Origin of the sequence: Microvirga massiliensis, from assembly GCF_001006805.1 — a bacterium.
Lineage (GTDB): Bacteria > Pseudomonadota > Alphaproteobacteria > Rhizobiales > Beijerinckiaceae > Microvirga > Microvirga massiliensis.
Genome location: NZ_LN811367.1, coordinates 55992 through 69091, shown reverse-complemented (window position 1 = coordinate 69091; position 13100 = coordinate 55992). Strand labels below are relative to the sequence as shown.

Below are 13100 nucleotides of genomic sequence, written 5' to 3'. Positions count from 1 at the left end.
GTCCTACTCGAACCTCTGAATGCGTTCGCCGAGAAGGCCACGCGGGCGTACGAGCAGCACGAGCGCCATCAGCAGATACATCGAGGCTTCACCGGCGGGCGGGAAGAAGTAGATCGTGATCCCGCGGACGATGCCGACGAGCACCGCTGCGGCGATCACGCCCCAGAACGAGCCGAGACCGCCGATCACGACGACGACGAAGGCTGCGGTAAGGATCTCGGCACCCATCGCGGGATGCACGCCGGAGATCGGCGCCAGCAGCACGCCCGCAAGGCCGGCAAGGCCGAGCCCCAGGGCGGAGATCGCCGTCATGTAGGGCTGCAGCGAGATGCCGAGCGCGCCGACCATGTCGGGGTTCTGCACGCCCGCGCGCACGACACGGCCGAAGGAGGTGCGATAGACCAGGAACCATGTTGCGGCGACGGCTGCGGCAGCGACGCCGAAGATGATGATGCGATAGCGGGGGTAGAGGAAGTCCCCGATAAAGATCTGGCCGCGCAAGGCCGGTGGAATCGAGAAGGGTTGTGGGGCCGCGCCGAAGATCATCCTCAGGCTCTGCTCGATGATCATCGCGAGGCCAAAGGTCAGAAGCAGGCTGAGGATCGGGTCCGCACGATAGAAGCGGCGAAACAGAAGGCGTTCGACGACGACGCCGAGCAGGCCGACGAGAATGGGAGATGCAACGAACGCGCCGCCGAAGCCGATCTGCGGCGCGAGGAGCACGGCGAGATATGCACCGATGGCGTAGAAGCCGCCATGGGCGAGGTTCACGATCCCGCCCAGCGAGAAGATCAGCGAGAGGCCGAGTGCGATGAGAAGATAATAGGCGCCGACGAGGAGCCCGTTCAGCACCTGTTCGAGGAGGAAGATGAGCGCCAAGCCTGAATCCTTTTCCGATCTTTCCCGAAACAGGATGTGAAAGCCACGGCGGAGAAACCCGTCGTCGGATATGCGCCCGGACGATCGATGCTGCCCGGGCGCAAAAATGCGTGGATCATGCAGACATCTTGCAGCTGCCGTCCTTCGGCGGCGCCAGGACCTCGAGATCCTGATCCGGCGCCGGAACCGTCCCGAGCGGATCGTAGATATCCCACTTGTCCTTCATCTTGCCGGGGTCCTTCGCCTGAACCGCGTACATCTCCTGGACCATCTGATTGTCATAGGCCCGGAAATAGCCTTCGCGGCTCTTCAAGACGTCGAACTTGGCACCCTTGCGGAGATGCTCGGCGAGCTTCTGCGGATCGGCCGACTTCAGCTCCGTAAAGGATTGGGCGACGATTTTGAGCGAGTTGTAATCACCCCAGGACTGATTCTCCGGCGGCTTGCCGTATTTCTTCGTGAAGGCCTCGACGTATTTCTTCGATGAAGGCGTGTCCACGAGGTGGTGCCAGATCAGCGGCCAGATGCCCGCGAAGTTGCCCTGGCCTGCACCCCAGGCGACGGCCGTGTCAAAGCCGAAGCCGGTGATCGGATACTGCAATCCGAATTCGGCATATTGCTTGATGAAGTTCGTGATCTGGTTGCCGGCGAGATTGGACGCGACGATGTCGGGCCGCGCCTGCCTTATCTTGAGGAGATACGGGCTGAAGTCGGTGGCGTCCGTGGGCACGAGATCCTCGCCCGCGACCTGCCCGCCATTCTCGGTCACGAACTTGCGCGCGACCCTCAGGAGGTCGTGGCCGAAAGCATAATCCGCGGTGAGGAAGTACCACTTCTTTCCGTCGACCATCTTCTCTCTCTTGAGATAATTGCCGACAGTCTGAACCATCATCGAGTTCGCGGCCTCGATGTGAAACATGAAGGGATTGCAGCTCTCGCCCCGCAAAGCGTCCGAGTTGGCGCCCGTGTTGATGAATACCGTCTTGGTGCGGTTCGCGACCTGGCCGATTGCGAGTGCCGAAGCCGAGGAAATTTCGCCGATGATCATCGCGACCTTGTCGCGCTCGATCAGACGCTCCGCTTTCGCTGAGGCGGTCTGCGGGTTGACCGAGTCCTCCAGCACGAGTTCGATCTTGCGTCCCAGCACACCCCCGGCCGCATTGATCTCCTCGGCGGCGAGCTGCACGCCCATCTGCGCGTATTCGCCGAGCGGGCCCAGGAAGCCGGTAATCGGCGTGAGGTGCCCGATTCGGATGACGTCCGACTGCGCCTGGACAATGGCGGGCATGCCGAGCCCGACGAGCGCCGTCGTGCCGGCAGCGCTCTTCAGGAGCGTGCGGCGAGTCAAATCCTTCGAATGAGACATGGCGGTATCCTTCCCGAACATCACTTCTTACATCGCTTGCGGCGATCTGTGATCACAGTTAGGCTGCTGCAAAATGAGCGCCTTGTCGAGTCCCGAGTGACGAAACTTGAAGTCGTGCCCCCTTCGGTCGACCGCCTGGAGCGCGTGAGCCTCGGCGACCGTGTCCATACCGCGCTCCGCGACCGCCTGATGGGAGGCGAGCTGGCGCCCGGCCAGAAGATGTCCCTGCGCAGCGTCGCCGAATCGCTCGGGGTCTCCATGATGCCTGTCCGCGAGGCGGTCGCGCGCCTCGTCGCTGATCAATCTCTCGAGGTGCTCCCGAACCGCGCCGTCCGCGTTCCCCTGATGACCAAGGCGCGCTTCCGGGAACTCACCCGCGTGCGGCTCGTCGTAGAGGGATTCGCGGCCGAGGAGGCTGCCCGCAGCCGGCAGGACTCGGATGTTGCCGCGATGCGGGACTGCGAGGAGGCGTTCGAGGCCGAAGCCCGGAAAGCTGCGCCGCAGGCGGAGCTGGCCGTGCGGAGCAACAAGGAACTGCACTTCGCGGTCTATCGCGCGACCGGCCTTCCGACGCTCGTCGGGATCATCGAGGGCCTGTGGCTGCAGATCGGCCCGGTTCTGAACCTGGATCTCAAGCTCTCCCCGGACCGGCTGCAGACCGGAGGCGCAGCCGAGCAGCATCGCCGCCTCGTCGCCGCCGTAGAGGCCGGTGATGCCGCAACGGCCCGTGATGCCCTCGTCAAGGATATCGAAGGAGCCGCCCGCTTCATCGAGAGTACCGGACGCCTGCTGGATTAGCCGATGCGTGCTCACGAATTCTCGTTGCACCCATTGATGGCCCTTTCGGCAGACAGAATTTTCGGAGCGTCCAGACAGCTCCATGCAGGGAGGACAGAGAGATGAACCTTGACATTGCGGGTCTGCGCGTACTCGTCACCGCAGGCGCGGGCGGCATCGGACTCGAGATCGCGCGCGCTTTCGTGCGCGAGAAGGCGCTCATGCATGTCTGCGACGTCGATCGCGACGCTCTTGCGGCACTGGCCAAGACCGATCCTCAAATGACGTCTTCCTACGGTGACGTCGCGGACCGAGATGGTATCGCAAAGGTTTTCGAGGAGGCGCTCGCCGCTCTCGGGGGACTCGACGCGCTCATCAACAATGCCGGGATTGCAGGACCGACCGGGGGCGTGGAGGAGATCAACCCGGAGGATTGGGACCGCTGCCTCGACGTGTGCATCACCGGTCAATTCAACTGTACGCGTCTCGCGGTGCCGCACCTGCGGCAGAGCAAGAATGCCTCGATCGTCAACCTGTCCTCCGCCGCCGGCCGCTTCGGCTTTCCCCTGCGAACTCCCTATGCTGCGGCCAAATGGGCCGTGATTGGATTCACGAAATCGCTCTCGCGGGAACTCGGCGAGGAAGGCATCCGCGTGAATGCTATCCTGCCCGGAATTGTCTCCGGCGACCGTCAGCGCCGCGTCCTGCAGGCGAAGGCCCAGCAGCGCGGAGTGTCCTATGAGGAGATGGAGAGCTCGGCCCTCGCAAACGCTTCGCTCAAGGAATACGTGACGCCGCAGCAGCTCGCCGATCAGATCGTGTTCCTATGCTCGCCCCGCGGCCGCACGATCTCGGGACAGGCGATCGCGATCGACGGAGATCTGCAGATGCTCGCGTGATGGGCGGTTTCCGCCGGTCGGGAGTACCGGCAGCGGCATGTATCGTATGCCTCTGCCGCTGACCGCGACCGTACGGAGACACGACCGGGTTCCCGTCTGCTACGATAGGGGCGATCGAGGAAGGTCGTCATGAACATGCGGATGGTCCAGACCGTTGCGCTGCTGCTGCTCGGGATCGGTCTCCTGGTCTGGCTGTCGGAGCGCCAGGAGGTCCGGCTTGCCGAGATCCGCAATCAGGCGAGGATTGCCCTGATGGATCTCATGTCGCGCGGAGGAAACGGTGATGCGAACCCGCTCGACCTCTTCAAGTCGTCGATTGCAGATCCGACGCATGCGAAAGCCACGCTCCGCCGAACCGTCTATGTTCCGGCCTACTCGGCGATACGGGTGATGAGCGGGCGCACCCGCGTCGAGCTCGCCACCACTCTCAGCATCCACAATACCTCAAAAGAGAAACCGCTGCTGCTGGAGCGGGTCGACTATCACAACACGGAAGGCGAGCTCGTTCAGGCTCACCTGAGCGAGCCGGTTGCTCTCAAACCACTTGGTACCATCGAGATCTTCGTCGCGCACGAGGATGTGCGCGGCGGGACGGGCGCCAATTTCATTGTAGAATGGGCCGGCGACAATCTGATCAGCGAACCCATCATGGAAGCCGTCATGGTCGGCTCGCTCGGGACGACGAGCTACTCGTTCGTGAGCCAGGGGCGCACGACACGCTCCGTCGAGCTGCCTGAATGAAGAACGCAGGTGGACATGCGCTGTGCCGCAACAGACGGATTTGCTTCGCTTCGCTTGCAACAACGATGAGGCGCTGACACGTTCTCCCGTCATTGCGAGCCGCAGGCGCGATGCACTGCCCTTCCAATTGCACTGCCGTCCTTGCGAGCCGCAGGCGAAGCAATCTACCCGCCGACGGACGCGCTCCTGGATTGCTTCGCTCTGCTCGCAATGACGAAGAGGGCGTGAGAGCGTGAAGAGCACTTCAGGAAGCAGAAAGAAGTGCCGGATTCACTGCCGTCATTGCGAACGAAGTGAAGCAATCCAGCTCAGAGCCATGACGTCGATCATACCGCTTCGCGTGTAGCCATCTCTGCAGCCTCCTCGAGTGCGAGCGCCGCTGCATTGGCAGCGACACGTTCGGCGGCCACGGCCTCGATCCGTTGGCGAATGTCGGGATGCTCCGCCAGGAAACTCCTGAAGGCGCGCGCATCGAGGCGCAGCAGGGAGCAGTAGCCGATCGCGTAGACATCGGTCGCGCGCGGCTGCCCGGTGAGGAGCGCAATCTCGCCCACGAAGTCACCCCGGCCGAGCCGCAACTTGCGGTTCGAGGCGACGACCTCGAGCGCGCCCGATGCGATGATGTAGAGGGCATCGCCGCGGTCGCCGCGGCGGATGAGCCGCTCACCGGGAACCGCAAAATAGGACCGCAGCAGCCTCACGACCGCCCCGAGCTCGTCCCCGGAGAGCCCGGAGAACAGCGGCATCTGCCCAACGAGCTCCTGCGGATTCATGGTCAGATCGAGCCGGGGCCGGACATCTGCGCGCTTGCGTTGCTCGTCCACGCCCCGGCGCAGCGACCCGTGAAGCTCGGGGCCGATTAGCCCATCGCCGAAAAGCACATCGTATTCGAGTTCCTCCTGCCGGAGAGCGGCCTTGTGGAGCAGCCGGCGCTCGAGGGCTTCCGCATAGCTCGGATATTGCAGGCGCACGGCGTCGAGCGCGGTGTCGAGCGCCTCGCGCCGCCGACCGATGATCTCCTGCAGGATCTCGCCGGCACGCAATCCGAGGATCGGCGAGATCTTTCTGTCGATGAACGGGATCATCGCCTCGATAAGAATCCGCGTCGTGTACAGCATCTCGAAGCGATGGGCGAGCAGACGCGCCAGATAACCCTCGATCTTCAGGTGCCGATGGAGCCATTGGGCGAGCTGGAAGCGCCAGCCGAATTCGAGCGTCTGCTTTGCAGCGCGCTGGTATTCCGTGCGCCCGCCGCCTCGCGCACGCTCGAGGAGCAGAGTCGCATTCGCGAGAAGGGGCTCGACGAGCGCGACCGAGATCGTCCGCTCCCGGTAATGTTCCAGGATCAGATCACGCTCGCGCCCGGCGAGCGTCACGAGCGCGAGCGCGAGACGATCGCGCTCCACGAGTTCCTGGCCGCGCTCGGTCTGGGCTGCCGCCTTGTCGATGCGTTCCGCATACCGTCGCGCCTCCGCCAAGGCTGTCTTCGAGCTCACCTTGTAGAGCTCGGCGAGCGATTCGACCCCCTCCCGAACATTCTGGAGCGCGACGCCGAGGACCTGAGCGCGCAACGCGACGTCGCGGCGGGACAGCCGGTCGAGGCCGAGGGCCCGGATGAGCGATTGCATCGTCGTGCCCTGGACGAGAAGAGTGAACAGCACGAAGCCGGTGGCAAGGATCGCCACGAAGCGCTGTACCTCGGCGGGAAGGGCCCGGTTTTCGGTGACGGCGAGCGCCAGGGCCAAAGTCACTGCGCCTCTGAGGCCACCCCAGAGGATCACGAGACGATAACGCCCGCTGACCGCGGGCGACAGCTTCAACGCCGTCAGAAGCGGCAGGATTCCGAACAGGACGACGACGCGCGCCGCCAGCGCGGCGACGATGACGACGACGATCAGGAGAAGATCCGCCCACGTAACATCTGCGAGAAGGCGTGGGACGAGCATCGCGGCGAGAACGAAGACCAGCGAGCTCGCCCAGAAGGCCATCTGCTCCCAGACCTCCTTGAGGTACTGCCAGCCATCGGGCGAGGCGCGGGAGGGACCGAGGACGTTGAGCGTAATGCCAGCGACGACGACGCCGATGACGCCGGAGACGTGCAGGGCCTGTTCCGCGAAGATGTAGACGAGATAAGGCAGCGCGAAGCTGATCGAGACTTTGGCCGGCCGGTAATCACGGACCACGCCGAGCAGCATGGCCGCCCCGCGCGCGCCGACATATCCGACAAGTGTGCCGCCTATGAGCGTCCGCAGGAAATCGAGGCTCGCCTCCATGACATCGAGTGGCTGCGACGCGAGCAGGAGTGCCAGAAAGACGCTGAACAGCGTGATCGCCGCCGCATCGTTCAGCAGGCTCTCGCCCTCGACCAGGATTCCGAGGCGGGCCGGGGCGCCGATATCCCGGAAGATGCCGACGACAGCGATCGGATCCGTCGTCGCGACGATCGCCCCGAGGAGAAGGCAGACGACGAGGGGCTGGCTGGAAACGGGAAAGAGGGCCAAGCCGATAATAACGGTGGCGATCAATACGGCAAAGACGGCGAGCACCAGGATGGGCACCCAATCCGCCGTCATCCGGCGCACGTCGAGCGTGAGCGATGTCTGGAAGAGCAGGGTAGGGAGAAAGACGTAAAGGAAGACCGTCGACCCGATCGGCAGGCCGAGAATGGCGCTGGCCATTTCATTGAAGACGTTCGTGTAGTCCGTGTACAAGAAGAACGTCGCCGCGACGCCGATCACGAGACCGATGACGGCGAGCAGGACGCTGAACGGAACCCTGACGACGCTGGCCAGCGGCTGGGCCAGGCTGATGATCACCAGGAGGACGGCGAACACCGACAGGACGATGGGTAGTTCCACAGGAGGCTCCCGCTTGGTACCTTTGGGTGAGCGCAGGCCGGAGCGTTTTACGGGACCATGTCCGGCATCGTCCAGCCGGCAAGCGGGACCCGCGATCGCGCTGGCTCGACCGATCCGGCGCCCTGGAGACATTGAGGAGAGATGCCATGACCATGACATATCGTCGGCTCGGCCGTTCGGGCCTGACCGTCTCCCGGCTGGTGCTTGGGGCCATGATGTTCGGCGGCCGCACCGAGGAGGCCGACGCACGCCGGATCATCGACGATGCCTTCGCGAGCGGCGTGAATTTCATCGACACGGCCGACGCCTACAACGAGGGCCGTTCCGAGGAGATCGTTGGGCGAGCCATCCGCGATCGCCGATACGACTGGGTGCTCGCGACGAAGCTCGCCAATCCGATGGGGGAGGGGCCGCACTGGCGAGGCTTGTCGCGGCGCTGGATCGTCGAGGGAACGCACCAATCTCTCAAGCGGCTCGGCACGGACTACATCGACATCCTCTACCTCCACAAGGAGGATCTGGAGACGCCGCTCGCCGAGACCGTGCGCGCCGTCGCCGACCTGCAGCGCGCCGGCGCGATCCGGTATTTCGGAGTCTCGAACCACCGCTCCTGGCGCGTTGCCGCGATCTGCGCGCTCTGCGACGAGATCGGCATCGACCGTCCGGTCGTGTGCCAGCTCTACTACCACGCCCTCAACCGTACGGCAGAAGTCGAGCTTCTGCCCGCATGTCACACTTTTGGCATCGGAACCGTCGCCTACAGCCCTCTGGCCCGCGGTGTGCTCACGGGCAAGTACCGGGAGGGTGAGGCGCCGGAGGGCAGTCGTGCCTCGACGGGCGACAGGCGGATCCTCGAGACGGAATTCCATCCCGCCAACCTGGCCGCTGCCCAGGAGCTGCAGCGCCATGCCGATGCCCGCCGGGTGAGCCTCGGGGCTCTCGCGGGGGCCTGGGTGTTAGCGAACCCGCTGATGACCGGCCTCGTTGCCGGCCCGCGCACGATGGAGCAGTGGCGCTCCTACCTCGAGGCCTTGAATGTGACGATATCCGAGGAGGACGAGCGGGCCGTTGATGCCGTAGCCCCGCCCGGCACTACGGCCATCCCGCGCTACACCGATCCGGCTTACCCGATCGAAGGCCGGCCCGTCGCTCCGGGGGCCTGAAGCGCCGGGCTGTTCCGTCCGATCAGAAGATCCCGTCAAAGACGTTGAGGTGGCTGGTCCAGGACCACGCCTGCTCGAGCGAGTTTTCGACGGCCACGGCGGATGGCGAGAAGGGATCCACCCCGGATTGGGCGATATGCTGGAAGGCCTCTCCGCTGAAATCCAGCGCCTCGTTCGGCGTCAGCTTTTCAGGGTGGTGTTGCCGAACCGCGATGTCGCCTATCATCGCCAGGATTGCGGCTCCCGCCCAAAGATGACCTTCCGGTGTCAGTGTATCGCTATTGAGCTGCCGGATCCCCTCGATCAGGGCGAGATCGGCATCAGCTCTCCCGGCAGAAGTAGGTGCGCCCGACCAGATATCGTGCTGACGAAAGAGAGCGTCGAGATTATCGATTGGCGGGACGTCGTAATTGGGCTGCTGGCCCGGAAGCACGAAAACGCCACCCGAGTAATCCGGGCCGCCGTAGTTCCCGTATGTCGGGACGAAATCCTGAAGGAGTCCTGTGATCGACATGCCATCTCTCCCGAGAGGTGAGCCAAGGCGCAAGAACGAAGGCGAGTTCGGTCAGGCACTGCCAATGGCGAACCTGTCTGCAGGTGCAAGATTTCGCTCGAACTATGACGGAAAGAGGGCTCGGACAGCTCTGTCCCGTCATAGCAGGCCGCAGCCGATATCGCACGGCCCGTTGCGCCGCCCTCACCGTCATTGCGAACGCAGTGAAGCAATCCAGGAGCGCATCCGTCGACGGGTAAATTGCTTCGCCTCCGGCTCGCAAGGACGATGTGGATCCGCGTCAGGCTGGACGACTGCGGCTTGTAATGATGGACATAGGCTCTCTTAGCGTGACTGCGCCTCCGATGACTTCCTGTGCCGCTCTTACGGCCTAAACGAGCCGCAGAATCCGTACTTCCTTCCTGGCGACCAGGTGCGCAGACGCGGTATCGAAACTCTTGAAATGATCCGCCTGGCAATGCGCCTGAAACGCCGCCTCGTCGTCATAGATTTCGTAGAGGAAGCAGCGATCCGGTGCATGAGGATCGAGACACACGTCGAATCTCCGGCAGCCGGGCTCGTCCGCGATCGATCGCCGTGCGTTCTCCCGGATGAGCGGCAGAAGCTCGTCCATTCGCGACGGCAGGATGTCGAACCAGACGATTACCACGAACATCAGTGGTCTCTCCGCGTGTCGGATGCCCGATGAGTACAGTTCTTGCCGTTACGCACGTCCCGATGTCTCGATGGCGTCGAGGACTGCGCCCGCTACCTCTTTCGTTCCCGTGTCACCGCCGAACTCGCAGGTGAGGAGGCGTCCGCCGCGGAAAGCGTCATCGACCGCCCGCGTGATGAGCCGCCCAGCTTCCACCGCTCCGGCGACCTCGTGCCGGCGCCCCAGCCAGTCGAGCATCATGGCCGCTGAGAGGAACATGGCGGTCGGATTCGCCTTTCCCTGTCCCATGATGTCCGGCGCGGTACCGTGAGAGGGCTGGAACACGGCATGCTCGTCACCGACATCGGCCGAGGGTGCATAACCCATGCCACCGACGAGCCCGGCGCCGAGGTCCGACAGGATGTCGCCGAACATGTTCTCGGTGACGATGACGTCGAACTCCCATGGTTTCAGGACCAGCATGAGTGCCGTGGCATCGATGTAGACATGATCGGCCGTGAGATCGCGGAATCCCTGTTTGCGCTCGTCGAAGATCTGCCGGAAGAAGGCGAACGACTTGAACACGTTCGCCTTGTCGACGCAGGTCACACGTCCCGGGCGCCCGTTCGCTTTCCGTTGTGCGCCGAGCCGGAACGAGAAATCGAAAAGGCGCTCGCAGACACCGCGCGTGATCACGAGGGTGTCACGGGCCTCCCTGTCATTCTCGATCACGCCCTTGCCGCGTGACGCGAACAGTCCTTCGGTCGACTCGCGAATGATCACCAGATCGATGTCGCCGGCGCGTGGGCTCTTGAGGAGGCTCGGCACGCCCGGAATCGCGCGGATCGGGCGAACGCCTGCATAGAGGTCGAGATCGAATCGCAGGTCGAGCTGCGGCGCGATCTCGGTTCCGTCCGGGTAGCGGATATGCGGCATGCCCATCGCACCGAGCAGGATCGCATCGGCCCGCTTGCAAGCTTCGAAGGTGGATGTCGGCAAGGCGTTCCCGGTCTGCCGGTAGGTATCGGCTCCAGCCTCGAGCCACTCGTAGCGCAGCTCGAAGTTCCCGGTGCGCCGCACGGCGGCGTCAATGACGTCGATGCAGGGCTGCATCACTTCATGGCCGATGCCGTCACCGGGAAGCACGGCAACGCGGAAACTCGTGGATGGTGTCATGAGTGCGATGCTTTCTGCTGCAGCCAAGCGGTGGGAGGAAGCCCCGCAATGGGGTTCTCGAAGGAAGTGATCGAGTCGCGGCGAAGGCAGCCGAAATAGGCCGTCCTCGTGTCAGACCGCCCGAAGGCCCGACTCGAGACGTTTCTCAGGCAGCGGCTCGCGAATTTATTGAGCGGCCGGGTGTGACCGGAGCCTTGGAGCATCAGGTGGAACAAGTCCGGCATGGAGCTCGTGTTGACGCATCGAGAATTTACGTATACGCAAACGAATACTGGATCTCGGGGAATAATCAATAGGCCCACCACACGAGTCGGGCCGCGATCCAACCGAGAACAGGGAGGAAACGATGCGGCTCGTGACCACTCTCACGGACTTGATCCTGTGTTCGGCGCTCGGCCGGCACACTCCTGCGGATCGCGTCCTAGGCCTCAGCGAGGCTATGATCTCCCGTGCGTTCTGAGCCTTTCAGGCGCTTGCCCTTGCGGGCTTAACGTATACGCTTGCGGATCATGCGCTCGCTGCAAATGCACGCCCCTGCTCCCGAGCCGCCCCGAACGAAGCGGATCGAGCGGTCGACCGATCTCGCTTACCAGTGCCTGAAGCAGCGCATTCTCGACAACGAATATGCTCCGGGAACACAGGTGCTCGAGCAGGATCTCGCCTCGGATCTCGGCCTCTCTCGAACCCCGGTGCGCGAAGCGCTGATCCGGCTGCAGCAGGAGGGGCTGGTCGAGGTGGTGCCCCGTCACGGCATGCGGGTTCTGCCGCTGTCGCCGCGTGACATGCGCGAGATCTACACGGTCCTCACAAGTCTGGAGCCGACGGCAGCGGAACTGCTGGCAGCGCGTCGGCCATCCGCACAGGAAATCGCACCGCTCGTCGATGCCTGCACGGCCATGGAGACGGCGCTGGCCGACGATGATCGGCTCGCCTGGGCTAAGGCGGACGAGACATTCCACCGGGTGCTGGTCGAGCTTTGTGGAAACCGGCGTCTTGCTTCCATGGTCATGACGGTCTGGGAGCAGTCTCACCGCGCCCGGATGTTCACGCTCAAGCTGCGCCCGCTGCCGGTGGAGTCGACGCGGGAGCACAGAGCCGCGCTCGAGGCTATCCTCGCGGGCGATGCAATGCGTGCCCGTGACATCTATCGGGCTCATCGGGAGCGCGCGCGCGACAGCCTCATGGCGATCATCGAGCAGTACGGGTTGAGCCAGTTGTGACCGACGCTGTCCCGCTCAGGATCGTGCAGCCGATACTTGGCACCGAACTGGCCGATTCTGGCGGGTGTCACAGAGAGGAGGTGTGATGCCGGTCCTGCTCGATGTCCGAGGCGTGACTCTCCAGTACAAGACGCCGCAACATCTCGTCACTGCGACCTACAAGGTGGACTTCGAGGTGCACGAGAGCGATCGCTACGTGATCCTCGGCCCATCGGGATGCGGCAAGTCCACCTTGCTGAAGGCCATCGGCGGATTCATGCGGCCCGTCGAGGGCACGATCCGTATTCGCGGACGGACCGTCGAGGGGCCGGGCCCGGACCGGATGATGGTCTTCCAGGAATTCGAGCAATTGATGCCTTGGAAGACCGTGCTCCAGAACGTTCTTTTCCCCATGCGGGTGACGGGCAAGTTCAACTCGCGTGAGTCGGAGGAACGGGCGCTCGCCGCGATCGATAAGGTGAAACTGACGAAGTTTCACGACGTATATCCGCACATGCTCTCCGGCGGCATGAAGATGCGGGTGGCCATTGCCCGCGCCATGGCGCTCGAACCGGATGTTCTGCTGATGGACGAGCCCTTCGCGGCCCTCGATGCTCTCACCCGCCGCAAGATGCAGGAAGAACTCCTCGGTCTTTGGGATCAGCTGCGGTTCACGGTTCTGTTCGTGACTCACTCGATCGAGGAAGCCGTTATCATCGGCTCGCGAATCCTCGTTCTCTCGCCTCATCCGGGACGGGTGCGGGCGGAACTTGCTGCCGATCATCTGCTCGCCGGTGACATCGACAAGCCTGCCTTCGGACTCTTGTCCAAGCGCATTCACGGGCTCCTCTTCGAGGAGGAGATCGAGCCGGCCGAGGAGGTGGAGGCGTGAGC

General features: G+C 63.7%; 12 protein-coding genes. 6 read left to right on the top strand and 6 right to left on the bottom strand.

The window, feature by feature from the left end; all coding sequences use genetic code 11:
- Positions 1-3 precede the first annotated feature (3 nt).
- Positions 4-879 carry a branched-chain amino acid ABC transporter permease gene (locus BN1233_RS37075; RefSeq protein ID WP_046868681.1) on the bottom strand — a complete coding sequence of 292 codons (876 nt, stop codon included), beginning with the start codon at positions 877-879 and terminating at the stop codon, positions 4-6.
- 115 nt (positions 880-994) lie between these two features.
- Positions 995-2245, bottom strand: a complete 1251-nt coding sequence (locus BN1233_RS37070; protein ID WP_046868759.1) for an ABC transporter substrate-binding protein — start codon at positions 2243-2245, stop codon at positions 995-997.
- 96 nt (positions 2246-2341) lie between these two features.
- Between BN1233_RS37070 and BN1233_RS37065 the strand changes: the two genes are divergently transcribed.
- The 3 genes from BN1233_RS37065 to BN1233_RS37055 all read left to right on the top strand — a co-directional run bounded on the left by BN1233_RS37065 (position 2342) and on the right by BN1233_RS37055 (position 4662).
- A complete protein-coding gene (locus BN1233_RS37065; RefSeq protein ID WP_046868680.1) occupies positions 2342-3043 on the top strand; it encodes a GntR family transcriptional regulator in 702 nt (233 codons plus the stop codon).
- A gap of 101 nt (positions 3044-3144) precedes the next feature.
- Positions 3145-3921, top strand: coding sequence for an SDR family oxidoreductase (locus tag BN1233_RS37060; protein ID WP_046868679.1), 777 nt, complete (start codon positions 3145-3147; stop codon positions 3919-3921).
- A gap of 129 nt (positions 3922-4050) precedes the next feature.
- On the top strand, positions 4051-4662 hold the full coding sequence (locus BN1233_RS37055; protein ID WP_052764095.1) for a DUF3124 domain-containing protein: 612 nt from the start codon (positions 4051-4053) through the stop codon (positions 4660-4662).
- A 326-nt stretch (positions 4663-4988) separates the two neighbouring features.
- Here BN1233_RS37055 and BN1233_RS37050 read toward each other — a convergent pair whose 3' ends face one another.
- On the bottom strand, positions 4989-7520 hold the full coding sequence (locus BN1233_RS37050; RefSeq protein ID WP_046868678.1) for a cation:proton antiporter: 2532 nt from the start codon (positions 7518-7520) through the stop codon (positions 4989-4991).
- Between the two features lie 152 nt (positions 7521-7672).
- On the opposite strand from BN1233_RS37050, the gene BN1233_RS37045 reads away from it, so the two are divergent.
- Positions 7673-8683, top strand: a complete 1011-nt coding sequence (locus tag BN1233_RS37045; RefSeq protein WP_046868757.1) for an aldo/keto reductase — start codon at positions 7673-7675, stop codon at positions 8681-8683.
- A gap of 22 nt (positions 8684-8705) precedes the next feature.
- On the opposite strand, the gene BN1233_RS37040 is transcribed toward BN1233_RS37045, so the two are convergent.
- The 3 genes from BN1233_RS37040 to BN1233_RS37030 all read right to left on the bottom strand — a co-directional run bounded on the left by BN1233_RS37040 (position 8706) and on the right by BN1233_RS37030 (position 11007).
- The gene (locus BN1233_RS37040; protein WP_046868677.1) at positions 8706-9197 is read right to left on the bottom strand and encodes a phospholipase A2 family protein; all 492 of its coding nucleotides are present in this window, start codon (positions 9195-9197) and stop codon (positions 8706-8708) included.
- Positions 9198-9567: 370 nt separating this feature from the next.
- On the bottom strand, positions 9568-9852 hold the full coding sequence (locus BN1233_RS37035) for a putative quinol monooxygenase (RefSeq protein ID WP_046868676.1): 285 nt from the start codon (positions 9850-9852) through the stop codon (positions 9568-9570).
- 48 nt (positions 9853-9900) lie between these two features.
- Positions 9901-11007, bottom strand: coding sequence for an isocitrate/isopropylmalate dehydrogenase family protein (locus BN1233_RS37030; RefSeq protein WP_046868675.1), 1107 nt, complete (start codon positions 11005-11007; stop codon positions 9901-9903).
- Positions 11008-11516: 509 nt separating this feature from the next.
- Between BN1233_RS37030 and BN1233_RS37020 the strand changes: the two genes are divergently transcribed.
- Complete coding sequence (locus tag BN1233_RS37020) at positions 11517-12227, top strand: GntR family transcriptional regulator (protein WP_244470886.1); 711 nt, start codon at positions 11517-11519, stop codon at positions 12225-12227.
- 85 nt (positions 12228-12312) lie between these two features.
- The gene (locus BN1233_RS37015; RefSeq protein WP_046868672.1) at positions 12313-13098 is read left to right on the top strand and encodes an ABC transporter ATP-binding protein; all 786 of its coding nucleotides are present in this window, start codon (positions 12313-12315) and stop codon (positions 13096-13098) included.
- Positions 13099-13100 lie beyond the last annotated feature (2 nt).